The sequence below is a fragment of the Flavobacterium sp. SORGH_AS_0622 genome (genome assembly GCF_030818825.1).
In the GTDB taxonomy this organism is placed as follows: Bacteria; Bacteroidota; Bacteroidia; order Flavobacteriales; family Flavobacteriaceae; genus Flavobacterium.
The window spans coordinates 2,452,855-2,476,870 of record NZ_JAUTAX010000001.1 but is presented as its reverse complement, the minus strand read 5'-3'; the positions used below and the strand labels follow the sequence as shown (position 1 = coordinate 2,476,870).

Genomic DNA, 24,016 nt, shown 5'->3' with positions numbered 1-24,016 from the left:
TGTATGATTTTAGATTTTAACAAAAAAGTCCATTTGCTTTACAAATGGACTTTTTTGTATTGGAATTTGGAATTTTAAAAAATTGAAATTTTACTTAAGAATTACTAAACTGTAAATTACTTAAGTTCTTATATATTCCGTTTTCTAAGTTTATCAATTCTTGGTGAGTTCCTTCTTCGGAAATTTTTCCGTTATCTAAAACTAGAATTTTATCTGCGTTTCTAATAGTCGAAAGGCGATGTGCAATAATAATACTTGTTCTTCCTTCCATTAAAACTTCTAGAGCTTCCTGAACTAGTTTTTCGCTTTCACTGTCTAAAGATGAAGTGGCTTCGTCTAATATTAAAATACTTGGATTTTTAAGCAAAGCTCTCGCAATTGCAATACGCTGACGTTGTCCGCCAGATAATTTAACACCGCGTTCTCCAACTAATGTTTCAAATTTTTCTGGGAAACCTTCTACAAAATTGAATGCATTTGCTTGTTTCGCAGCTTGAATAATTTCTTCATCTGTAGCGTCTGGTTTTCCGTAAGCAATATTCTCTCTAATTGTTCCTCCAAAAAGAATAACATCTTGCGGAACAATACTCATATTACCACGAAGATCTTCCAAATCATAATCATAGATGTTTTTTCCATCAACAGTAATTTCCCCAGAAGTAATATCATAAAATCGTAAAAGAAGCGAAGAAATAGTCGATTTCCCAGCACCGCTTGGCCCTACAATTGCAATTTTCTGACCAAATTCAGCTTTAAAATTTACATTTTTCAACACTTGGATTTCCTGACGTGTCGGGTAACTAAAAGCTACGTTGTTGAATGTTACATCTCCCTTTATTTTTTCTTTGTTTTTGTTAGAATCAGAATTGATTTTTTCTGGATTTTCGTCTAATAATTCGAAAACTCTTTCCGTTGCGCCAATTGCTTTTTGAATCTGTGCATATAATTCAGCGATTCCACCAAATGAAGCTCCCACAAAAGTAGAATATAAAACAAATGATATTAATTGTCCTACGCTCATTTCTCCCGCTATACTCAAACGAACGCCAAACCAAACTACAGCTACGATAGCACCAAATAAGCAAAATATTATAAATGAAGCAAAATAACCGCGGTATTTACCACCTTTAATGGCCAATTTTACAACATCACTGATTTTACCTTTATATCGTGCAATTTCATACCATTCGTTTGCAAAAGCCTTCACAATGCTGATTCCCTGCATTGTTTCTTCAACAATTACCTGACTTTCAGCAACCTGATCTTGTACTTTTTTAGAATATTTTCTAATAAACCTTCCAAAAACTACTGCAGCAATTGCAACTAATGGAACAACTGACAGCATTAATAAGGTTAATTTTAAACTTTCGGTTGCCAGTAAAATTACACCTCCAATAATCAATATAAACTGACGTAAAAATTCTGCTATAGTCGTAGTTAAAGTATCTTGAATCTGAGTAATATCGGCGCTGATACGGCTGTTTAATTCTCCAACTCTTTTTTGAGAAAAGAAAGTCATGGGCAGTTTTACCAAATTTGTATATAAAGCCAAACGCAGGTTTGCTAATGTATTTTCAGTAAAATTGACAAATAATGATAATCTAAAGAATGAGAAAAATGATTGTAAAAACAAGATTGCAATTAAGCCTAAAGCAATATTGTTTGCTTCGTCATTGTCCTTATTTTTTACGCAGTCTACCAGCATTCCCATTAATTTAGGAAAGGCTAGGGCAGTAGCTCCTGTTAAAAGCAGAAAAATCAATCCGATGAAAAATTTCCATTTGTGATTTCCTGCGTATGTAAATATTGTTTTTGCTTTGGTAAGTGAAGTAGCAGTTATTTTTGATTTAGGTAAATCATTTTCTTTAAATCGTGCCATTAGAATATACTATTTTTAGGTATGCAAATGTATGACTATAGCAAATGAATACAAAGCAATATTAAGAATTACAGATCCAGATTTCGTTTTTTAACTTAATTATAAGAAAATAGAAAAATTTCTTTGTTTTTTAAGGAGCTGAAAAATAGATTGCTAAAGAAAAAGATGAGAAATAATTTCATTTTTTTTCTAATTATGCTTGCAAATACAAAATCTAGCTGTATATTTGCACTCGCAATCACAAACGATAGCAGCCTAGTAAAATAGGGCGATTAGCTCAGCTGGTTCAGAGCACCTCGTTTACACCGAGGGGGTCGGGGGTTCGAACCCCTCATCGCCCACAAAAATTCCAAAAACTCCAAAGTCTTATGATTTTGGAGTTTTTTTTTATTTTAATCATTCATGGAATTCATTGTATATATACTTTTCAGCGAAACTAAAAATAAATTCTATATTGGCTTTACTTCAAATTTAGTTGAAAGGCTTGTAAGGCATAATCAAAAAAGTAAAGGTTTTACTGGAAGCGTTAATGACTGGCAAGTTGTTTATACAGAAAATTACGAAACAAAGGAAACTGCTCATAAAAGAGAATTACAAATTAAATCTTGGAAAAGCAGAATTAAAATCGAAGAATTAATTAAAAATAAAAACTAGCTCAGCTGGTTCAGAGCATTCCGATTTTTCATCGGAAGTGGTCGGGGGTTCGAACCCCTCATCGCCCACAAAAATTCCAAAAACTCCAAAGTCTTATGATTTTGGAGTTTTTTTTTTATTTTAATCATTCATGGAATTCATTGTATATATACTTTTCAGCGAAACTAAAAATAAATTCTATATTGGCTTTACTTCAAATTTAGTTGAAAGGCTTGTAAGGCATAATCAAAAAAGTAAAGGTTTTACTGGAAGCGTTAATGACTGGCAAGTTGTTTATACAGAAAATTACGAAACAAAGGAAACTGCTCATAAAAGAGAATTACAAATTAAATCTTGGAAAAGCAGAATTAAAATCGAAGAATTAATTAAAAATAAAAACTAGCTCAGCTGGTTCAGAGCATTCCGATTTTTCATCGGAAGTGGTCGGGGGTTCGAACCCCTCATCGCCCACAAAAATTCCAAAAACTCCAAAGTCTTATGATTTTGGAGTTTTTTTTATTTTAATCATTTATGGAATTCATTGTATATATACTTTTCAGCGAAACTAAAAATAAATTCTATATTGGCTTTACTTCAAATTTAGTTGAAAGGCTTGTAAGGCATAATCAAAAAAGTAAAGGTTTTACTGGAAGCGTTAATGACTGGCAAGTTGTTTATACAGAAAATTACGAAACAAAAGAAACTGCTCATAAAAGAGAATTACAAATTAAATCTTGGAAAAGCAGAATTAAAATCGAAGAATTAATTAAAAATAAAAACTAGCTCAGCTGGTTCAGAGCATTCCGATTTTTCATCGGAAGTGGTCGGGGGTTCGAACCCCTCATCGCCCACAAAATTTCAAAACTCCAAAGTCTTATGATTTTGGAGTTTTTTTTTATGCCTATATTTTTAAAAGAAATATATAAGTCCTAAACAGATAGAAATCCTATCATATTCTATCATAGCCTAAGATTCGACCTAAACTACAGACTAAATTAAGTATTATTTATTAATTGCTTAAATAGTCAAAATGTTGTCCACATCTAGAATTCTAAAAAGTAATAATCTATAATTTTTCGCTACTAAAAAGAAATAGCTAAAAATATTTGCGTATTGTTGTCGTGTATATTATATTTGCGACAACAATTTAATTTTAAGAAATATGAGAGAACTAACATTTGCATCGCTACAAGTAAAAAATCTAGAAGCATCAAAAGACTTCTATGAGAAAAAATTAGGATTTGAAATTGGAAACACCAATCCCCAAGCCTGTATTTTTAAGTATAATGAAGGGCAGGCAAGTTTTGCAATTCGTACGCCTCTTGAACCTCTTGAAGAAAGAGAATTAGGAATTGGAGTCGCTCTTTGGTTTGCCGTTGACAAAAATGTAGATGAATTGAAAGAGCAATTCATAGAAAATGGACTTACAAACTGTGGTCCAATTATAGATACACCTTTTGGCAGAGCTTTTCACGTCAAAGATCTCGATGGTTATAAACTTACTTTCTTGGAAACAAAATAAAAGTAAGTTATTTACTTTTTAGAACCAATTTTCATTATCCAAGCTTATGATTATCTTTGGAATTAATAAAGACGATTTAATATCGACAAAAACGCTTCAATATCATTATGGCTAAAGAAATTAATTTTCATTTTAAAAGTCCAAAAGATAGCCCTGGTTATTTGCTGGGACAATTAACTATGCTCTGGCAGAGGAAACTAAAAAAAGTTTTAGATCCGTTAGACTTAACTCAGACACAATTTGTTTTGTTGGCGGCTTTAGGCTGGCTTTCAAAAAAAAGCAATTCTGTAACACAAGTAGACATTGCGAACCAAAGTAATGCTGATAGAATGATGGTATCAAAAGTATTGCGAACGTTAGAAGAAAAAGGTTTTATTACAAGGCAAGAACATGAAACTGATACAAGAGCAAAAACAATTCGGCTAACGGAAATAGGAGAAACTGTTTTACAAAAGGGACTTATTGAAGTGGAAAATGCCGACCTTGATTTCTTTGCTTCGTTAGACGAAAATCTATCATCATTCAATTCTAATATGGCAAAACTTATTGATAAAAATAAGAATGAATAAAAAATATTAATTCTCCAAAGTCATTAGATTTTGGAGTTTTTTTATGCTTTTATTTTTTCTTTTTATTATTGAGATATGGAAGCTACATCATCAAAATCCTATAATATTTTTTTTATTACATTTGGCAGAGATTGTTTTGTTTAGCAGCTTTATTGCTAAACAGAAATCGATTCATCAAACCCAAATCTTAAAATGAAAAAAAAATTAATAACTCTTTTATTTGTCTTTACTGCGATAAATATATTTGGGCAAGCTCCCGCCAATAAAACTAATTATTCTAATAAAGGTTTAAGCGAAAGTGAAATTGTGACGAATAAAGCCATGAAACCACTTAAAAAAGTTGCATTAGACGAAGCATCAATCTTAATTTACGATTACGATGGTTCTCTTTTTTCATATGACTTAGAAACTGAAACAATTGGCTGGACTGTAAAAGCTGCGGATTCGCACGCAGAAATGTGTGCCAATAAAGTAACAATAGCTGATGGAGTTGTTTATGTTCCGTTTATTAATGGTGAGATTTTCGCAATAGATAATGAAACAGGCGCTATTTTTTGGAAATCAAGATTAGGTAATATTACAGATCAGATTGTTTTAAAAGACCAGACTCCAGTTATACATAACGGAAAACTTTATATAACCGCCCAAAACCAAAATCAAGGCAGTAATTTATATGCTCTTGATATAAAAGACGGTAGTTTAGCATGGAATTATAAACTGGATTCGGCAACCAACGAAATTCCAGTACTTTTTTTTGATAACAAAATTTTTACCCAAAGCGGTTCAAATGTTTATAGTTTTGATGCACATACAGGAAAAGTTCTAAACCAAAAAAACTTTGAGGGAACTATGAACGGAAAGCCTGTAACAGATGGTCAAAATATATTTATAGAAAATGATAAAGATGTTCTTTTTGCTTTAAGTCCTGACAAATTAGATGTTGTTTGGCAGTTTAAATTAGCTGAAAATCAATACAATATTAAAGAACGCATACTTTGCAATGATAATAAACTTTATTTTGGAGCACAAGGAACCAATGTTTCTTCTCTTTATGCTGTTGATTCAAAAACTGGAACTCAGCTATGGAAAACTGATTTTAAAGATGATAATATCGAATACATTATCAAAGAAAATGAGAATATTTGGGGTTACACCAAAAAAGCAAAACTTTTTGAATTAGACTTAACAAATGGTGAAATAGCATTCGAAACTAAATTAACAACTCTGCCTGTTTCAAACATTGAATTTCCAAATGATGATAACTTGTTGTACTATTATTGTGATGCGGGTTTAATTCAATTTGATTTGAGAGAAAAAGACGAAAATGTATATTATATGAGAACTTCTCTTCTGGATAATATCTACACCGCATATCTCAAAATAATTCGATAATAAAAGCCGTCTTAAATTCTATAAAATGAAAAATCTTAAAGTAAAATTGTTGCAGATATTCAAAAAAAGCAATAAATTACATAAAATCTAAAAATTCATTATAGAATATGGAACAACAAAAGGACTGGTCAATAGACGAAATTCAGAATGTTTGGCAATTGGTTTCAAAACTACATGACGGACAAAAATATGGTGGTGTAAGTGAAGGGGAAAGAGTAGAGTATATCAATCATATAGGAAGTGTTGTTTTTGAAGTTTTAAACGCCACTCGATTAACAGAAAACATGAATTCTGATTTGGCTGTTAAATGTGCAATGCTCCATGACACAATAGAAGATACGACGTTTGATTATGAAAAAGTAAATGATTTATTTGGAAGCCAAGTTGCATCTGGAGTTCTGGCTTTAACCAAAAATGATCAAATAACTGATTCATTGGAAAAAATGCTGGATAGTCTTAACCGAATTAAACAGCAGCCTATAGAAGTTTGGGCAGTTAAAATGGCCGACAGAATATCAAATTTGTATGAGCCTCCATATTATTGGAATGACGAAAAAAAGCTGAAATATATTGAAGAAGCTGAAATTATTCATAATGAACTGAAAGATGGAAATGAATATTTAGCAAGACGATTAAAAATTAAAATTAAAGAGTATTATCGTTTTCTGAGTACCTCCAATTAATTTTCAGTCTACAAAAAACAACCTCCAAAGAATTCCCTTTGGAGGTTGTTTTTTATAAATTATTTCAAAACGGTCTCTATAATTTTGTTCTACTTCTATAAATGATAAAGTCTAATAATATCTATATGAGTTAAAATAAAAAAAACTACAAGACAAGTTGTGAATTAGAAATTGATTAACTTAGTATAATTGTATAATTCAATCTAATGAAAATTAATTATGAAAACGAAAATGATCTGGGCAAACCTAGTTTCGCATGATTTGCAAAAAACAATTCAGTTTTATACCGATTTAGGGTTCAAACAAAACGGAAAAGAAACTGACGAATTAGTTAGTTTTGCTTTCGGCGACAATAATTTTATAATCAACTTTTTTATTGAAAAAAGGCTTGAAAATGCTGTAAAAGGAAAACTTACCAATACAAAAAACGATAATGAAATTATATTTTCTTTATCGGCAGCCAGCAGGGAAGAAGTAGACCTTTGGTACGATAAAGTCAAAGAAATTGGCGGAACTATTTTTTCTGAACCAGAAAATTTTGAAGTGGGTTACACTTTTGGTTTTGCTGATCCTGACGGACATAAATTTAATTTTCTTTATTGGCCTGGAATGTAGTTTTTTAGAAACTATAGCTACTCTTTGAGCTGAATTACAATTCCTCCAAATCTTGCTTCTTGTGCAAAAAACAATTTACCATCAATTATACAATCACAAAATTGGTCGGTATCATTTTCTTTGATAATTTTTCCATCCTTATTTTTTGTAGTTGCTTTAAAACCGCCTGAGATTCCGAGGTTAGAAAACTCAAGTATATTTCCGTCTTTGTCGTTTGCGTCTTTAGCAGCACATTCTTGACAAATATATTTTGGATAACGTCCATAATAACTCACTGGCTCAGAACAATTGGCACACCATTGTTTTACTTCTTTCTTTTTATACTCATCACTCCAAACGCTTCCTTGCCACTCATTAATTTTTTCATATTCTTTAAATGAAGATTTTTGTTCCCTGCGCAATTCATTCAAATACTCTGTTATATGTTTTGCTAAAACCAATATTTTATGCTCAAAACCATAATGTATATTATATTTTAAATACCATTTTTCGTCTTTGATAAAATCGTTCCAAAATTCATCTACATTAGAATAAACAGTGATTTCATCATATTGTAATGACTGCCAATCTTCTTGTTTTGAAGGAAATCTTTCTCCTTTAGACAAAACAAATTTATCATTTACGAAAGTAAGTTTGAATGTATCAAAAGCATCGTAGTAGTACATTATAACATCCTGATCTTTTAACTGATTAATCTGAATCTTATAGAATTCAGCTAAATTTGGTTTAGCATTATATATTCTTATTCGATCTTCTAATTCTCTCTCAGAACGGTATTTACTTTCTAATAAATTTTCATTTTTATCTTCACTAAAAGCGATCGAACGGCTCGAACTTATTAAATTGCCAGAAATATTATCATATAACTCTTCAATGATTGAATCATTATTGTTTTCAGGTTTAAAAACTCTCTGCGTGATCAATTTGTATTTTCCATCTTCGCTTATTATTTCAATTTTATTGTAATTGAAATAATGCTTCCAATCTTCAAATTCTAAAATACGTAATGTTTCTAAGTCGACTTTATACTGCTTAGTTGGAATAATAGTACCATTATAACCATGATTTTCCCATTTGGTTTCGTCTTTAATGCTTAGAGATACTATTAAGAGTTTAGATTCATAATCAATGAATGTCTGCGAAAATTCCCAACCGGCATCTGGTATTATTTCAAAATTACCATACTCACATTTCCTTGGACTGAAAAAACTGCTTTTTATTATTTTCATTTTCTATGCAAAAAAAGATTTTTAACGCAAAGTAAGAATAAAGGGGCGCCTAATAAATTTTATTCAATTCTTTTTTTGCCATATGACAAATTTCGATTAAAAACTTATAACTAACTTTCGTGCATGAAAGAATTAGTAGCATATATATTGCAGTTTGGAAGTTTAAATCAGCACCAGATCGATTTAATTTTAAGCAAAGCCCAAGTAAAAGATATTGGCAAAGACAATTATTTTTCTGAAGCTGGGAAAATTTCCGTAGAAGTTGGTTTCATTATCGAAGGAATCATGAGAGTCTGTTACTACAATAATAAAGGCGAAGAAATTACCAAATATTTTATAGACGAAAATAATCTCGTTGTCGATTTAGAAAGTTTCGAAAACAGCATTTGTTCTTCTGCCTACGTTCAAGCTGTTACCGATTGTAAAATGATTGTTTTTTCTAAAAGAGATTGGGAAGAACTATTAAATACAATTATTGGCTGGGACAAAATAGTTCATAAAATTATCAATAAAGCTTTGATTCAGAAAGTGGCTAGAAGAAGTCCGCTGGTTTCAGAAGATGCTACAACACGTTATTTATCTTTTATGGAAATGTTTCCAAAAGTGGTTAATCGGGTTCCGCTTTCTTATTTGGCTTCTTATTTGGGTATCACGCAATCTTCTTTGAGCAGAATTAGAAAAAATATCCGTTAAAGTTGCTTTTTGCCAAATGGCAAATGTTTTTGTTTTTTATCAACGCAACTTTGTAATCAATAATTTAAAAATATAAAAAAAATGGATTCAGTATTAATTACAGGCGCAAATAGAAGCATTGGTTTAGAAACGGCAAAACAACTTTCACAAAAAGGATTGTTTGTTTATTTAGGAAGTCGCGATCTTCAAAAAGGAGAGGAAGTAGTAAACAAACTAACTCAGGAAGGTTTTAATAATATTAAAGCAATTCAGATTGATGTAACAAACGCTGATAGTGTTTTAAGTGCGAAAGAAATTATAGAAAACGAGCAGGGAAAATTAGATGTTCTAATTAATAATGCTGGAGTTTTAGGAGATGTACCGCAAGATTCTTCAACAACTTCTGTCGAAAAAATCCAACAGACATTTGACACTAACTTTTTTGGTGTTATCAGAGTTACTCAGACTTTTTTAGAATTGCTTAAAAAATCAAAAAATCCGAGAATCAGTAATATTACTTCTGGTTTGGGTTCGCTTACTTTACACAGCGACCCAGCTTGGAAATATTATACAATAAAAGCAGTTTCATACGTTTCATCAAAAACGGCTTTAAATGCTTTTACAGTTACTCTAGCTTATGAATTAAAAGATTTAGGTTTTAAAGTAAATTCAATTGATCCAGGCTACACTGCTACAGATTTTAATCATCACAGCGGACCTGGAAGCGTAGAAAGTGCGGCGAGTTTTATTATAAAACATACTGTAACTGATGAAAACGGACCAACTGGAAAATTCTTTAGTAATGATATTGAAGACGAAAGCGAAGAAAGTCCTTGGTAATAAAACCATATTAAAACCTCTAAAGTCTTTGATTTTGGAGGTTTTTAATTTAATAATCATCTTAAAAAAAATAAAAAGTGGTAATTTTGATTCAGATTTAATTCTAAAGAAAACAAATTATGTCAATTACAACAGAAGCAGAATTAGCAGGAATGAAAAAAGCGAGTGAAGCAGTTGCATTCACTCTAAAAGAAATGAGAAAGTTTGCCAAACCAGGCATGTCAACCAAAGAATTGGATGATTATGGCGGAAAAATTCTAAATGATCTCGGCGCTAAATCTGCACCTTATTTGACTTACGGTTTTCCTGGATGGACTTGCATTAGTGTTGATAATGAGTTTTGTCATGGCATTCCATCTGAGACTAGAATTTTAAAAGAAGGTGATTTGATTAATATTGATGTTTCTGCAGAATTAGACGGTTTCTGGTCAGACAACGGCGGCTCCTTTGTAATTGGTTCTGATGTAAACGAACATCAAAAATTGGTTGAAGCTTCGAGACAAATCTTGCACAAAGCCATTCATAATATAAAAGGCGGCGTTCGTATTTCTGATATTGGTTTTTTAATAGAAACTGAAGCTAAAAAAAGAGGATACAAAGTTATAAAAAACCTTACTGGGCATGGAGTAGGGCGAAGCCTTCACGAAGCACCGCACGAAATAGCCAATTATAGAGATCGTTTTAATGTCACGAGATTTAAAAAGAATTCCGTAGTTGCCATAGAAACGTTTATTTCAACAACGTCAACTTATGCAGAGACTTTGCAAGACGGCTGGACAATGGTAGGAAATAAAGGCGGTTTTATGGCACAACACGAACATACAATTGTAGTGACAGAAGGCAAACCAATCATTTTAACCGAAATGAATGAAATCTGGAATTAACGCAAACATAAAACTAAAAAACTCCATTAGAAATAGTGGAGTTTTTTTTATATCTCAAGATCAACCATTAACCATCAACCATCAACCATCAACAATTAAAAATTAAAAATTAAATCGGTTCCCAAAGCTCAATTTTATTGCCTTCTGTATCCATTATGTGTACAAATTTTCCATAATCGTAAGTTTCAATATCATCTAAGATTGTTACGCCATTTTGTTTGAGTTTTTCTAAAAGGCCTTCAATATTTTGAACACGGTAATTAACCATAAAGTCTTTTTTAGACGGAGAAAAATATTCATCTCCTTTCTTAAAAGGACACCATTGAGTCGATTCAATTTGCTCTGGATTATCAAGATTTCTCGATTCAAAACTTGCTGAACCCCAATCATTAATTTCTACTCCTAAATTTTTGGCGTACCAATCTTTAGTTTCCTTTGGATTGTCTAGAAAAAAGAAAATACCGCCAATTCCTGTCACTTTTGGCGTGTTGTCGTTTGAATGGTTTTGGTTTTCCATATAAATAGTTTTTTAGTTAGCAAAAATTGACATTAATAAAACAAATCTAAGGTATAAATAATTCTTGTATTGGAGTTTTTTTAGTTTTGAATTATCTTTACCTTAAAACCTAAATTATCTAAAAAGCGTGAAATGAAAAACGAAAGAGTATATAAATTACTATTTTCAAGCGTTTATCCTTTATATATTCAAAAGGCAGAAAAGAAAGGAAGAACTAAAGAAGAAGTAGATACAATAACAAAATGGTTAACAGGATATAGCGACGAACAACTTAAAGCTCAGATTGAGAAAAAGGCAGACTTTGAAACCTTCTTTGCAGAAGCTCCAAAATTGAATCCGAATGTATCCAAAATTACTGGTGTAATATGTGGTTATCGTGTGGAAGAAATTGAAGATCCGCTAATGCAGAAAGTTCGTTATTTAGATAAATTAATAGACGAATTGGCAAAAGGAAAAAAGATGGAAAAGATTTTAAGAGAGTAAATACAAAACCTCCAAATGAATTATTTGAAGGTTTTAATCTTTCTAAACTCTTAGTAAACCGCGAAAACCTCTTGCAGCATAATAAGATTCTGCACCGTTATGATATACAAAAACGGTATTGTATCTAAAATCACAGAAAATTGCACCTCCTAATTTTCTTATTTCTGGCGGAGTCAAAATCCAGCTTGATGTTTTGGTGTCAAACTTTCCAAGCTTTTGCAATTCTTTGTATTGTTCTTCGTTCAGAATTTCAATTCCCATTCCTTCGGCCATATTTACAGCGCTGTCAGCAGGTTTGTGCTCTTTTCTTTTTTCAAGCGCTTCATGATCGTAGCAGATACTTCTTCGTCCTTTTGGACTTTCTGCAGAGCAGTCAGCAAAAAGGTATTGGTCTGTTTTTTTATCATAACCAATAACATCTGGTTCACCTTCCGTTTTTTCCATTTCTTCCAGTGACCATAATTTTTTAGGATTAGCTTTTAATTTGGCTTCAATTTTTGTCCAATCTAAATCTTTATGACGGTTTTTATTTTGCTCAAAACGTTTTTCAAGCGTACTTAAAATCTCATCCTGTTCGTTGGTTGTCAATACTTTTTTCATTTGATTAACTTTTTAATTCACTAAAACACTTTCTTTCCGCTGGTCTGTAATACCACGAAAAAATAGTCAAAACAATTAATATGAATGGTCCAAAAAGTTCTTTTGCACCATCTCCACAAGCTAAATGAGAAACTACTGCTCCAGACATTGCAAAGAAGAAACCAGCATACGCCCATTCTTTTAATAAACCAAATTTAGGAATAAGTATAGCAATAACACCTAGTAATTTCCAAACCCCTAAAAGCGTTAAAAAATAAAGCGGATAACCTAAATGTTTCATCATTTCTGTTTCTTCTTTATTCTGGATTAATTGTACAATTCCAGTCGAAGCCATTCCTAGTGCCAGCCAAAGCGTAGCAATCCAGTAGAGAATTTTATTTCTTTTAGTCATAATACTTATTTTAGTTTCGTTACAATTTCTTCTAATCTATTATGTGCCATATTTAAACCTTGCGCAAAAGGTAATTTTAATTGCTGTTCTCTATGCTCAATAGATTTGTAAATAATCAGCATCGTTAATTTACTAGTTTCATCTGTTAGTTTTTCAAATTCAAAAAACTCTAATTGAGGCGCAAAATTTGCATTATCCATTTCAAAAGTTCTTGTAATTCTCTCATTTAGAACAAAATCATGAATTACGCCATTGGCGCTAAACACCACATTTCCGCTGGGATCGCTAGTTTCAAAATGCCATCCTCCGTGTTTTTTGCTTTCCAATTTTAAAACTTTTGTTCCCATCCATTGCGAAACAATTTCTGGATCAACATGCGCTTTAAACAATAATTCTAATGGCAGATCAAATTCTCTAGTGATAATGAGATCTTGTTTACCATCTTCTGCCGTTATTTTTGTCTTTCTTTCCATGTTTTTATTTTTTATGATTTTTCATGATTGATTCTAATTTATTGAAACGATCATCCCACATTTGTCTGAACGGCTCGATGAAGTTGTCAATTTCTTTCATTTTTTGAGGATTCAAATGATAATAAATTTCTCGTCCGTTCTGTACTTGATGTAGTAACTCACATTCATTCAATATCTTGATATGCTTAGAAATAGTCTGTCTAGACGAATCAAAGTTATCTGCTATTGCGCCAGGCGTCATTGCTTGAATGGCTACTAAACCTAAAATAGCTCGTCGGGTAGGATCGGCTATTGCTTGAAAAACATCTCTTCTAATTTCCATTACGCAGTTATTTGACTGCAAATATAATGAAGTCATTTGACTGCGCAATATTTTTTTACTTTTTTTAAATAAAAAAACCTTCAAACTATATAATTTGAAGGTTTTACTGTATGTTTTGTAATAACTTAAAGCTTAATCGAATATGTTTCAAATGTATAATCACTTACAGTATATACATTTGTTTTCCACAACAAAATATCATTTAAATAGTTTAACATTACATTGGTAGAAGATCTTGTATCGTAGACTTGGCCATAATCTCCAGTTTCCCATTCTCTTTGATCCGTTTGTTTGATATTTGGAAATTTATCTAATAAGCCAGCTGGAAATTTAAAAGGTTTTAAATTTAAAGTTCCTGTACTTTCTGTACTGTCAAAATTCCAAATATAAGTTATACTATTCGCTGAATATCTATATTTATAAAAGGAAACGAAAGTCCTTAAAAGTTTTTTATCTGGAAAAACAGCGCCATGTTTAAAAGAAAATTTATCTCCATTTTTGGTTATACTATGCCCAGAAAGTTCTTTTACGTTTACAAGTGACGGTACATCTTTTTTATTACTTTCTGCAACGTAAGAAGTGTTTCCAGTTTTAGCAGAATATACTAATCGCCAGTAATTAATTGGTATTTCGTCATTACTGCTCACATACCAAATTTTATTACCCTCAATTATATGATTAAATGATCTTATAATATTTCTTCTGTCTGCTTGTATATTGTACGTATACAAAAACATATTCTCATACGGAACGTTGTTAGCGTCTACCTGTACAGTCTTAATTTCCGCCGGACTAAAATCACTTTTATTTAACGTAATTACATCATTGCTTGTGTAGTTTTGAGTAAGCATTTTTAAATCTAAATATTTGACGTAAGGTTTATTAGTGTTTTTTTCAAAAAGAAGCAGCTCAGCTCCATATTCCTTTTCTTCTATATCATTCCCTTTAGTAAAAGTGATATCAGCATAAGTATATCCGTTTTCAATTTTACTCCAAGTTAAAGGATTAAAAGTTGCATAACCGCTATGAATTAAATATGCTGTGCTCGAAAATCCGTTTTCTACATTACCATTTCCTTCTCTTTTACCAAAATCTTCAACTTTAAATTTAAAGGTTTTACGATCTGTTTCCTGATAAAGGAAAATATTTCGCAAATTGGTAAAAGTTTGTCCAACACTAATATTTTTGATATGCTGAACTTGCATTCCATTCACCACTTCAAAATATAAAATATCTATTTTGTCACCATTGTATTTTGCTTTCAAATCCCATTTTAAAGAATCTCCCAAACTGCCATAATTTAATAGCTCACCTTCTGGAGTATATGCGGCAAGGTATCCCTTTATGTCTCCGGTATGAGAACTTCCATAATTTACTGAGAATAAAACCTTTTCCTGCTGAACAGGAGAATCTGAATCATCGTTCTGGCAGCTAAAAAGAAATATGACGGAAAAAATACTCAACAATACTTTACTGTAAAATTGTTTCATGGTTTTAGGAATTTGTTTAGGATTAGTTAATCAAATATAACAATTTTGTATGATTTTAATTATAAAACCTAAAAAAACACCAAAAGCATTCAATTTTTTAATTTTATCTAATCCAATCCCGCAAATTGAAACGGTTTCGTTTCTTTAAAATTCAATAAAGATTCACCAGAATAGTTTTCATTATTGGCTAAGCTGAGTTTTTTAATCTTTCCCTTTTCGCTAAAATCTATTTTATTGAATTCAACCCAAATTACATTCGGGTTTAAAACATTATCAAAATAATAAACGAGATTTTTTTGATCTGCAACAGTTCTCCAGCGAGTAGAGGAGATATTAGGCTCTGTTTCTGAAGCAATTCCTAAAGGAACAGAACAATTTCGAATCACACCGAATACACTTGCCAAAGCTCTTCTGGTGTCATCCGTTTTCGGAATTGCATCAATATAATATGAAGCTCTCACAAAACGATCGGCAGCTCTATTCGTTCCTGGAAGCATAACTGTTCCGGGAATACTTTTCCAATAAGTATTTATAGCCAGCTGTTCGTCAAAAATTGGAGAATTAGTCATTGTAACATATTTTCTATCATGATGAATTACCAATTTTCCATTTATATATTCGAAAATAGCATTATCACCGGTAGCATCAGAAATAGATAAATGAACTGTAGCAAAAATGTCTGTTCCGGGAATATGCGATGACACTATTACGAATTCATTTTTTGCTAATGCATTTACAGCCTCAGAAACGGTCGAGAAATTATCCAAAACATATTGCAGCCACAAAGAAACGGCCAGACCTTTTACTTTTCCGTTTTTTTCAAACTTAGGATATTGAGATTCAACCAGCCATAAAAGATTGCCCACAAGTCCTTTTTCGTTCATTCCGTCTGAAGATGCAATATCCCAAGAGCTCGTAATTACACTTCCATACTTAGATTTCCATTTTACCGAACTAGTGCCGGCTTCTCCAGATCGGTCAATACCACGCGGGAAAATCCACAAATTTGCTGGAATTTCTCCTTTCCAGTCCATTGATCTTGCAGTTATTATTGTACCATTTATGCCTTCGTATACAACTCTTGTACAAGGAAGTACAGTTTCACTTATAAAACAAAAAGTAAGTAAAAGCGCCAAAATTCTGTTTCTTGATTTCATAATTTTTTACCATTCAATTAAACTTGATTTATATATAAATTGCTTGATAGCCAAAACTATTTCTGTAAAGAAAATCTTTCGATGCAATTTACGAATTTTAAATAATGTTTTGTTTATCAGATAAATATAAAAGCAAAAGTTTTAGTGATAACAAAAGGCAGTTATCACTAATTGATTCAATAAACAATGAGCAGCGCCAAAATATTTGTAATGCTGCTTATTTAAAGCCAAATTTCTTTTTCGATATTTATTTGTTTTAAAAACAACTGATCGTGTGAAACAACAATCAAAGTTCCCTGATATTCATTAATTGCTGTTGTTAAAATTTCGATATTTTGAATATCTAAATTATTTGTGGGTTCATCCAAAATAATAATTTCAGGAGATTCATTGCTTATCGTTAAACAACATAGCATAAGACGCATTCTTTCGCCACCGCTTAAAGCACTGCATGGTTTATTCCAATCATTTTGAGAGAACAAAAAACGATTTAATCTCATCTTAATTTCATGCTCTTCTAATCCAGAATCATTAAAAAGCTGTGCTTGCTGGTAAATATTTAAATTGCTGTCAAGCAGAGAATAATCCTGATCGATATAAATTGCTTTTTTACTTAAGGAAGTAACATTTCCCAGCTTCGGGCGCAGCTCTCCAAGAATAATTTTGATTAAAGTAGTTTTTCCAGAGCCATTTGAACCTTTTAGTACCAATCGCTCTCCAGAAAGTATTTCAAAATTTAGATTTTCTTTCCAAAGTAATTGATTTTCATAGCTGTAATTAATTTCATCGGCTTTAAAAAGTGTTTTCCCTTTATGAAAAGCAGCTGTGTTAAAACCAAATTTCATTTGATCTATAGCCGAAAGTGATGATCGAAGCTCACGCAAGTCATTAGAAATATTATCAATTTTTTCTGCGTGAACATCTTTTAACTTCGAACTGCTGTTTTCACCCTTGTTACGAAGCGTATTCATCATAATCCTCGCAACTCCCGATTTTTCTTGTTTCTTTTTGCCTCTAGAATCTAATTTGTTTTGGCGTTCAATAGTTTCCCGTTCTTTTTCCTTGGCTTTTTTGAGTGCTTTTTCTTTGCTCTGGACATCTTGTTCTAAAGCGTTATTTTCAATCTTTTTCTGTTCGTCGTAAAAGTCATAATTCCCGCCATAAACAGAAATCCCATTTTTACTCATTTCTAAAGTATTATTGAGAATATTCAGCAATGTTCTGTCATGACTTACAACGAGTAAAGCGATAGAAGTAGATCTTATAAAATCATACAGCAAGTTTCTACCAGCAAAATCCAAATGATTGCTGGGTTCGTCTAATAAAACCAAATCTGGTTCGTGTATCATAATTCCAGCCAAAAAAACTTTTGTTTTCTGTCCGCCGCTCAAAGTTTCCATTTTCTGGTCAAGGTCTAAATCTTGAAGCTGCCAATACATTAAAGCCTCATTACAGCGTTCTTCAATTGTCCAGTCATCATTTAACAACTCTAAGTTTTCGTCGGTTACAATACCTTCAAGTATTTCTTTAAGTGAAGTTATTTTATCCTTTATATTTAAGGCTTCCGCAATTGTCAAATTATTGAATTGTCCAAATAATTGTGGAACAAAATAAGGTTTAGAATTTTGATTAATTTGCCCTGAAAAGGGGTGAAGATGTCCAGCAATAATTTTTAATAACGTAGATTTTCCAACGCCATTATTTCCGATCAAAGCGGTTTTATCGTGATTGTTTAGAGTAAAACTAATGTTTTGAAACAGCATGTCTTTATTCTCATGCTGATATGAGATATTTTGAAGAATAAGCATAATTCCTTTCTTTTATAGATAAATAAATTAGGTGACCACAAAATGCGGTTACTTACTAAACTTTTCGAAAGAAATTATTTTTCACATATGTTGTACTTATTTAAAGAGATGCAAAGATATTTATTTTAAAGCAAAAAATCAAAAAGCCATTCTCAGATAAAAAGAATGGCTTTTTGTATTGATATAAACTGAAATGCTTAATTTAAATTTTATTGAATGTTAACTTAGCTTCTTTAGCTTCTAAAATTAATTTATCGTCGGTAATTGTGCTTACACAAGGATAAGGCGTACCAACTTCATCTTTAATAACCAGACTAGTTCCTTTTTTTGTTAATGCATAAGTTCCGTCTGTTATTTCTCGAAGTAAAAATCCAGTAACATGACCATCTTCTGTAAAAGTAAGTTCTCCATTGGTTAGAATTACATTTTTAGCAGAATCAGTCATCGGAATTTTGGCTTCGACAGCACTAACTTTCCATGAATTCACTAGTTTATTTCTTTTACTATGACATGAAACCATTAATACAACAGCAATTGCAATTACGAGGGTAAATAATTTAGAGTTTTTCATGATTATGAGGTTAAAAGTTAAACAGGAAAAAGTTACAAAAAAAAATGACATTAAATTATTCGTAATCAAATATTTATAAAGATTTTTTTTACCTGACATTACGCAAGGCCTTTTCCAGAGAAACTTTAATTAAGAGTCAAAGCTCCTAAAATTTCTTCATACATGAATGGACCGCCGGGATAAGTTGCAGTGTAGTCAAGATTCATCCAAACTTGACCGCGCTCGTCTATATGGTAATGCAGTTTCTTGCCGTAGCTTTCTTTTGGAAAAAGAACGTTTTTAATCAAGTAATTCACTTTCTCCAAATCAATCGTAGAACCAATCAAAATCTCTGGATAAATATGTCCTTTTGTATGAATAAGTCGGGGAGTTCCGCCAATAGATCGAATCGCCGCCGCCATCAAAATAGAATGATCATCGCAGTCGCCAGAAAAATAATCTAAAGATTCGCTAGCGGTAGCAATATAATCACCTTCTTTTGGATCGTTAACATAATTCCATCTGCCGTTTATCTCTTTGAAAACTGCAAAACATTGAATAATAGTTCGATAATCTGAATAACCTCTAATTCCTTTAAAATGCTTCGTTGTCGCCATTATAGCAAAATTTCGCACTTTAGGGTTTTGGTATTCTATTGCATTGATAATTTTTGTTTTATTCGGAAAAGGAAGCAGTTTCGCTACAATGATGTCCTGCGGATACGGATTATCAGACATGGTATAAATCATAGAATTATAATCTTCTGAGATTTCGCTGAAACCATAATTCCCAATAACAGTTCCGTAAAACAAAACCAATAAATAAACCGCAATGCACAGAATAATAATCGTTCTGAGATACATCAGCAGAAAAAATATTGCTGTAAAAAGAAAAATAAAGATAAATACACGATCGAGATTGAATGACCATTCTAAATCGATTAAATTTTGATGCAGTATGATGAAAATCGGAATCGTAATTAAAAGACTCAAAATCGAAATAATAATCCTATCCCAGGGTGATTTCACCTGTAGCTTGGATTTTAACTGCGGAAAGTCAATTTTAGGGAATTTCATCATACGAATCAAAAAAGCAGTATTACAGTGCTTTTACGGTTTCTACAAAAATACTTTTTTTATCAATAATTCCCAGATCAAATAATTGATTTTGAATTTTATTAAAGGACTTTTCTGTTAGGTTTTTCTGTGACCATTGTGTTAGTTTCAGCCACTCTTTAATATCTTCAGCTTTTTGGTGAAAAAGTTTAGATAATTTCTCGTCTATTTCTGGAATTTCTTTAAAATCAACCGTTGTTTTGTTGATGATTTCAAGAATTTTCTCTATGATCTTTGGATTCTTTTTCAAGAATTCATCGCGTACCGCAATTACAAATGAAGGCCAAGGAGTAGGGCAGTCGTCAATGCGTCTAAAAATTCCTTGATCTACAAGAGGTTTTGTCATAAAACGTTCCCACATAAAGTAGTCTGCTTTTTTGTTGGTCAGAGCATCAACAGCGCCGTCAATGGTATTTACAATTTCAAATTCTAAATCATCCATTTCCCAGCCTTGCTCATTGGCATTTACATATGCCATTAACTGCGATCCAGAACCAAGTCTTGAGATAGCGGCTTTTTTATTTTTAAGATCTTTTAGGGTTTGATAATCTGATTTTGCAGCAACGTGAATTCCCCAAATTAAAGGCGACTGCACATAAATCTGAACAATCTTACTTGGGTTTCCAGCTGCGATATCTTTTAGAATTCCTTCGGTCAAAATAACAGCTAAATCTGTTTCTCCATCACGAAGCATTTGGCACATCTTACCAGTTCCTTCGGGTACATTTGTCCATTGTAAATCGATGTTCTCTTCTTCAAATTCACCATTTTCTATACATAGATGCCATGGCAAATTGAAGTGTTCCGGAACACCCGCAATTTTGACAGTTTTCATTTATTTTAAGTTTAAGTTAAGTTGCTTGCTTGGTATGCGTATTCTAAAGTTTGTTTGTTTAGTTTTTTAATAAATCTGCTCTGTGTTTTTCTGAAAGACAAGGTTCTGCAAATTCGATAATTTCCTGCGACTCGTATTCGTTCAATAGGCTTCTTACCAATGTATAATCAACATCTTTCGCAATTTCTGCTGCAAAAAAAGTTTCGTTCAATCCTTCCGACAAACAATTTATTGCCTTTAATTTTTCGCGGATGATTTCCTTATCAAAACCTTTTTCTAAAATAGCGATCTGTACAATCGAGTTTCCTGAATTTTGTATTGTTTTTCTATGCATAAAACGTTCTTCAGTTTCATCGAATTCTGCGTAAAATATATCATCTGTTGCAATTAATGGACCAAAAAATGGAATATTATCCAGTTTAAAAAGACCTTTTTCCAGATCTATAATTTCTGCCCACATGGTTTCAGAAACTACTTCGTCCAGATAATCGCTATAGTATTTAAATAGTATTTTTTTATGGGTTTCAGACATTATTCTATTTCGTTTATTATGGCTTTTAATGAGGATATTACTATGCGATAACCGTCTGGATCCTGAATCATTTTGCCATTTTCATTCCAATACGGATTAATCGCTGGTATCATTTCAATATTTTTGCGTGTAATTTTATGTATTAAATCGTTGTAATTTGAAATTGTTTTTGGATAAAGTACGATTATATCATCTTCATCAAAGGTATGTTTAGCTTCTATTTCAGACTTTGTAAACTCAAAATGCCAGTCTAAACCTGGCTTTCCTATAAAAATTCCATCGTACTTATTATGTTTTTCAAAACCGCCTAATCGCTCGAAACCTAGAATATTTACATAAAAATCTTCTATTTTTTCTAGATTATTGGTATGTCTTGCCACTCTCAAAAACATAAGTCAGGATTTTATAATTATCTCATTTTTTAATAAACAATTATCAAATTTAATTTCCAGCCAGCTTATTCAACGTATAACTAATTAATTCATCAACAGCTTTATATGGATCTGCACTAAAAGTTCCAGAAGCACGATTGGCGATAATAGCATTTAGCGACAACGCATTATGCCCAAGAAGCGCAGAAAGGCCGTAGATTGCTGCGGTTTCCATCTCTAAATTAGTGATTTTAGTTTCATTAAAACTAAAATTATCCATTTTATTATTCAATTCACCATCTTGAATATTCAAACGCAAAACTCTTCCCTGCGGACCGTAAAAACCTCCTGCAGTTGCCGTAATTCCTTTAAATATTCCATTAGATTCGATTAATTTTTCTAATTTTTCAGAACATTTTGTTACATAAGGTTTCCCTTTTCTAGGATCCCAATCGGTATGTTTTACAAAAGCATCTTCTATTTCGGTAATCGACACGTCGTCAATTAAATAGGAGCGAAGCATATTATCTAAACCTAAACCAAATTTTGACATCACGAAGCTGTCTACAGGAATATCTGCCTGAAGAGAACCAGAAGTTCCAATTCGGATAATATTTAGTGAAGTTAAGGTTTCTTTTGGCTCACGCGTCTTTAAATCGATATTAACTAATGCATCTAGTTCGTTTAGAACAATATCAATATTATCTGGACCGATTCCGGTAGAAATTACAGAGATTCTTTTTCCTTTGTAAATTCCTGTTTGGGTTTTAAATTCTCTTTTTTGAGTTGAATATTCGATTGAATCGAAAAACTGAGTAATTTTTTCAACTCTATTTTGGTCACCAACAAAAATAATGTCGTGTGCAATATGTTCAGGACGAAGGTTTAAATGATAAACACTTCCGTCTGGATTTAGTATTAATTCTGATGATTGGATCATTTTTCTTTAAGTTGCTAAGGTTCTGAGGTACTAAGGTTTTTTTTGTTTCAAGTTTCAGGTTTCAGGTTGCCTTGAAGAACTTGGAACCTGAAACTTGAAACTTTTTATCCTCCTACACGTTTGGTTTTAAATCCTTTTTCTTTTAAGATTGCCATAATTTTATCACGATAATCGCCTTGGATAATAATGGAATCATCTTTAAAGGTTCCGCCAACACTGAGTTTGGTTTTGATTTCTTTGGCTAAAATTTTAAAATCTTCGTCAGAGCCTTCATAACCTTCGATAATGGTTGTTGGTTTTCCTTTTCTTTTCTCAAATTTGCAGATCATAGGTTCTTTTTGAACATAGAGAACATGTTCTTGTTCTTCAACTTGCTCTGGTTCATTTGATTCTACATGATCTGGAAATAAATTCTTTAATTGATCTTTAAAGTCCATAACTTTTTTATTCTATAAATAAATCCCAATAAATATAGTTCATAAAAATTAAATTCCAAACTCCAACAAAAGATTGGAATTTGGAATTTAATATTAGAATTTATTTAAGTTTATTTTTTAATTAAACCTAATTCTACTAAACGTTCGTGTAAAAACTCTCCCGCAGAAATATCTTCAAATTTCTTTGGGTTTTCTTCATCAATACAGTTTTCAAGACAATCTAAACGCATATCGCTTACAGGATGCATAAAGAACGGAATTGAATAACGTGAAGTTCCCCATAATTCTCTCGGCGGATTTACCACTTGGTGAATTGTAGATTTTAATTTATTGTTTGTATGTCTTGACAACATATCACCAACGTTAATTACCAATTCGTCATCTTCAGCAATGGCATCAATCCATTCACCATTATGATTTTGAACTTGTAACCCTTTACCTTGAGCTCCCAATAATAAAGTAATAAGGTTGATATCACCGTGAGCCGCTGCACGAATAGCGTTTTCTGGCTCAGATGTAATTGGAGGGTAGTGGATAGGTCTTAAAATTGAGTTTCCTTCTTTTGCATAGTTATCAAAATAGAATTCGTCAAGACCTAAGTGCAAAGCCAAAGCTCTTAAAACATAAACACCTGTTTTTTCTAATTTTTGATACGCTTCTTTACCAACCGCATTAAAACGAGGTAATTCAGTAACTTCCACATTATCTGGATATTCCGAAGCCCATCTGGAATCTTTGTCAACGTATTGACCAAAATGCCAAAATTCTTTTAAATCTCCTTCTTTGCGACCTTTAGCATGTTCTTTTCCAAAAGAAACATAACCTCTTTGTCCGCCGATTCCAGGAATTTCATATTTATGCTTAGTTTCTATTGGCAAGGCGAAAAAGTTTCTAATTTCACCATAAAGTTCGTTTACCAATTGATCATCAAGAAAATGACCTTTTAAGGCTACGAAGCCAATGTTTTCAAATGCACTGCCGATTTCATTTACAAATTTTTGTTTACGTTTCGGGTCGTCCGAAAGGAAATCACGTAAGTCTACACTAGGAATGTTTTGCATACTTTACATTTTATAT

30 protein-coding genes and 1 tRNA gene are annotated in these 24,016 nt (G+C 31.9%); 13 read left to right on the top strand and 18 right to left on the bottom strand.

Features of this window, described 5'->3' with window-relative positions; genetic code table 11:
• Window positions 1-94 precede the first annotated feature (94 nt).
• On the bottom strand, window positions 95-1,879 hold the full coding sequence (locus tag QE431_RS10780; RefSeq protein ID WP_307295603.1) for an ABC transporter ATP-binding protein: 1,785 nt from the start codon (window positions 1,877-1,879) through the stop codon (window positions 95-97).
• Window positions 1,880-2,145: 266 nt separating this feature from the next.
• Between QE431_RS10780 and QE431_RS10775 the strand changes: the two genes are divergently transcribed.
• The 9 genes from QE431_RS10775 to QE431_RS10735 all read left to right on the top strand — a co-directional run bounded on the left by QE431_RS10775 (window position 2,146) and on the right by QE431_RS10735 (window position 7,293).
• Window positions 2,146-2,220: transfer RNA gene (locus tag QE431_RS10775), tRNA-Val, on the top strand.
• Window positions 2,221-2,281: 61 nt separating this feature from the next.
• Window positions 2,282-2,533, top strand: a complete 252-nt coding sequence (locus tag QE431_RS10770) for a GIY-YIG nuclease family protein (protein ID WP_307295601.1) — start codon at window positions 2,282-2,284, stop codon at window positions 2,531-2,533.
• Window positions 2,534-2,663: 130 nt separating this feature from the next.
• Window positions 2,664-2,915 carry a GIY-YIG nuclease family protein gene (locus QE431_RS10765; RefSeq protein ID WP_307295601.1) on the top strand — a complete coding sequence of 84 codons (252 nt, stop codon included), beginning with the start codon at window positions 2,664-2,666 and terminating at the stop codon, window positions 2,913-2,915.
• 128 nt (window positions 2,916-3,043) lie between these two features.
• Entirely contained in the window at window positions 3,044-3,295 is a 252-nt protein-coding gene (locus QE431_RS10760; protein WP_307295601.1) for a GIY-YIG nuclease family protein, read from the top strand.
• Between the two features lie 379 nt (window positions 3,296-3,674).
• Complete coding sequence (locus QE431_RS10755) at window positions 3,675-4,034, top strand: VOC family protein (RefSeq protein WP_307295599.1); 360 nt, start codon at window positions 3,675-3,677, stop codon at window positions 4,032-4,034.
• Window positions 4,035-4,141: 107 nt separating this feature from the next.
• On the top strand, window positions 4,142-4,603 hold the full coding sequence (locus QE431_RS10750; protein ID WP_307295596.1) for a MarR family winged helix-turn-helix transcriptional regulator: 462 nt from the start codon (window positions 4,142-4,144) through the stop codon (window positions 4,601-4,603).
• 192 nt (window positions 4,604-4,795) lie between these two features.
• Window positions 4,796-5,995 carry a PQQ-binding-like beta-propeller repeat protein gene (locus tag QE431_RS10745; protein WP_307295595.1) on the top strand — a complete coding sequence of 400 codons (1,200 nt, stop codon included), beginning with the start codon at window positions 4,796-4,798 and terminating at the stop codon, window positions 5,993-5,995.
• Window positions 5,996-6,102: 107 nt separating this feature from the next.
• Window positions 6,103-6,678, top strand: a complete 576-nt coding sequence (locus QE431_RS10740) for an HD domain-containing protein (protein WP_307295593.1) — start codon at window positions 6,103-6,105, stop codon at window positions 6,676-6,678.
• Between the two features lie 219 nt (window positions 6,679-6,897).
• Entirely contained in the window at window positions 6,898-7,293 is a 396-nt protein-coding gene (locus tag QE431_RS10735) for a VOC family protein (RefSeq protein WP_307295591.1), read from the top strand.
• Between the two features lie 17 nt (window positions 7,294-7,310).
• Here the strand turns inward: QE431_RS10735 and QE431_RS10730 are convergent, their stop codons facing one another.
• A complete protein-coding gene (locus QE431_RS10730; RefSeq protein ID WP_307295589.1) occupies window positions 7,311-8,522 on the bottom strand; it encodes a hypothetical protein in 1,212 nt (403 codons plus the stop codon).
• Window positions 8,523-8,645: 123 nt separating this feature from the next.
• Here QE431_RS10730 and QE431_RS10725 point away from each other — a divergent pair, with 123 nt between their 5' ends.
• The 3 genes from QE431_RS10725 to map all read left to right on the top strand — a co-directional run bounded on the left by QE431_RS10725 (window position 8,646) and on the right by map (window position 10,918).
• Window positions 8,646-9,215, top strand: a complete 570-nt coding sequence (locus tag QE431_RS10725; protein ID WP_307295587.1) for a Crp/Fnr family transcriptional regulator — start codon at window positions 8,646-8,648, stop codon at window positions 9,213-9,215.
• 81 nt (window positions 9,216-9,296) lie between these two features.
• Window positions 9,297-10,034 (top strand): SDR family oxidoreductase, encoded by a 738-nt coding sequence (locus tag QE431_RS10720; protein WP_307295586.1) that lies wholly within the window; start codon window positions 9,297-9,299, stop codon window positions 10,032-10,034.
• A 119-nt stretch (window positions 10,035-10,153) separates the two neighbouring features.
• The gene (map, locus tag QE431_RS10715; RefSeq protein ID WP_307295584.1) at window positions 10,154-10,918 is read left to right on the top strand and encodes a type I methionyl aminopeptidase; all 765 of its coding nucleotides are present in this window, start codon (window positions 10,154-10,156) and stop codon (window positions 10,916-10,918) included.
• A gap of 109 nt (window positions 10,919-11,027) precedes the next feature.
• Here the strand turns inward: map and QE431_RS10710 are convergent, their stop codons facing one another.
• Window positions 11,028-11,435 carry a VOC family protein gene (locus tag QE431_RS10710; RefSeq protein WP_307295583.1) on the bottom strand — a complete coding sequence of 136 codons (408 nt, stop codon included), beginning with the start codon at window positions 11,433-11,435 and terminating at the stop codon, window positions 11,028-11,030.
• A gap of 132 nt (window positions 11,436-11,567) precedes the next feature.
• On the opposite strand from QE431_RS10710, the gene QE431_RS10705 reads away from it, so the two are divergent.
• Window positions 11,568-11,918, top strand: a complete 351-nt coding sequence (locus QE431_RS10705; RefSeq protein ID WP_134141268.1) for a DUF2200 domain-containing protein — start codon at window positions 11,568-11,570, stop codon at window positions 11,916-11,918.
• Between the two features lie 42 nt (window positions 11,919-11,960).
• Here the strand turns inward: QE431_RS10705 and QE431_RS10700 are convergent, their stop codons facing one another.
• The 15 genes from QE431_RS10700 to QE431_RS10630 form a co-directional block, all read right to left on the bottom strand.
• Window positions 11,961-12,518: a DUF4256 domain-containing protein gene (locus QE431_RS10700; RefSeq protein WP_307295580.1), complete on the bottom strand. Its 558-nt coding sequence runs from the start codon at window positions 12,516-12,518 to the stop codon at window positions 11,961-11,963.
• 4 nt (window positions 12,519-12,522) lie between these two features.
• Window positions 12,523-12,909, bottom strand: coding sequence for a DoxX family protein (locus QE431_RS10695; RefSeq protein WP_307295579.1), 387 nt, complete (start codon window positions 12,907-12,909; stop codon window positions 12,523-12,525).
• 5 nt (window positions 12,910-12,914) lie between these two features.
• Window positions 12,915-13,382 (bottom strand): SRPBCC domain-containing protein, encoded by a 468-nt coding sequence (locus QE431_RS10690; protein ID WP_307295577.1) that lies wholly within the window; start codon window positions 13,380-13,382, stop codon window positions 12,915-12,917.
• A gap of 4 nt (window positions 13,383-13,386) precedes the next feature.
• Window positions 13,387-13,704, bottom strand: a complete 318-nt coding sequence (locus QE431_RS10685) for a helix-turn-helix transcriptional regulator (protein ID WP_057117955.1) — start codon at window positions 13,702-13,704, stop codon at window positions 13,387-13,389.
• A gap of 125 nt (window positions 13,705-13,829) precedes the next feature.
• Window positions 13,830-15,194 carry a hypothetical protein gene (locus QE431_RS10680; protein WP_307295576.1) on the bottom strand — a complete coding sequence of 455 codons (1,365 nt, stop codon included), beginning with the start codon at window positions 15,192-15,194 and terminating at the stop codon, window positions 13,830-13,832.
• A 107-nt stretch (window positions 15,195-15,301) separates the two neighbouring features.
• Window positions 15,302-16,351, bottom strand: a complete 1,050-nt coding sequence (locus QE431_RS10675) for a linear amide C-N hydrolase (protein WP_134141274.1) — start codon at window positions 16,349-16,351, stop codon at window positions 15,302-15,304.
• Window positions 16,352-16,572: 221 nt separating this feature from the next.
• Window positions 16,573-18,159 carry a ribosomal protection-like ABC-F family protein gene (abc-f, locus tag QE431_RS10670; protein ID WP_307295574.1) on the bottom strand — a complete coding sequence of 529 codons (1,587 nt, stop codon included), beginning with the start codon at window positions 18,157-18,159 and terminating at the stop codon, window positions 16,573-16,575.
• Window positions 18,160-18,361: 202 nt separating this feature from the next.
• Entirely contained in the window at window positions 18,362-18,730 is a 369-nt protein-coding gene (locus tag QE431_RS10665) for a hypothetical protein (protein WP_241774379.1), read from the bottom strand.
• Between the two features lie 125 nt (window positions 18,731-18,855).
• Window positions 18,856-19,788: a hypothetical protein gene (locus QE431_RS10660; RefSeq protein WP_057117959.1), complete on the bottom strand. Its 933-nt coding sequence runs from the start codon at window positions 19,786-19,788 to the stop codon at window positions 18,856-18,858.
• Window positions 19,789-19,807: 19 nt separating this feature from the next.
• Window positions 19,808-20,659 (bottom strand): substrate-binding domain-containing protein, encoded by an 852-nt coding sequence (locus QE431_RS10655; protein ID WP_057117960.1) that lies wholly within the window; start codon window positions 20,657-20,659, stop codon window positions 19,808-19,810.
• A gap of 58 nt (window positions 20,660-20,717) precedes the next feature.
• Complete coding sequence (locus tag QE431_RS10650) at window positions 20,718-21,191, bottom strand: DUF4265 domain-containing protein (protein ID WP_057117961.1); 474 nt, start codon at window positions 21,189-21,191, stop codon at window positions 20,718-20,720.
• Complete coding sequence (locus tag QE431_RS10645) at window positions 21,191-21,583, bottom strand: VOC family protein (protein ID WP_281865645.1); 393 nt, start codon at window positions 21,581-21,583, stop codon at window positions 21,191-21,193. The genes QE431_RS10650 and QE431_RS10645 overlap by 1 nt, the downstream gene beginning before the upstream one ends.
• Before the next feature lie 49 nt (window positions 21,584-21,632).
• Entirely contained in the window at window positions 21,633-22,502 is an 870-nt protein-coding gene (locus tag QE431_RS10640; RefSeq protein ID WP_307295570.1) for a nucleoside phosphorylase, read from the bottom strand.
• Between the two features lie 104 nt (window positions 22,503-22,606).
• Window positions 22,607-22,939 (bottom strand): translation initiation factor, encoded by a 333-nt coding sequence (locus QE431_RS10635; protein ID WP_057117964.1) that lies wholly within the window; start codon window positions 22,937-22,939, stop codon window positions 22,607-22,609.
• Between the two features lie 110 nt (window positions 22,940-23,049).
• Complete coding sequence (locus QE431_RS10630) at window positions 23,050-24,000, bottom strand: isopenicillin N synthase family oxygenase (protein ID WP_307295568.1); 951 nt, start codon at window positions 23,998-24,000, stop codon at window positions 23,050-23,052.
• Window positions 24,001-24,016 lie beyond the last annotated feature (16 nt).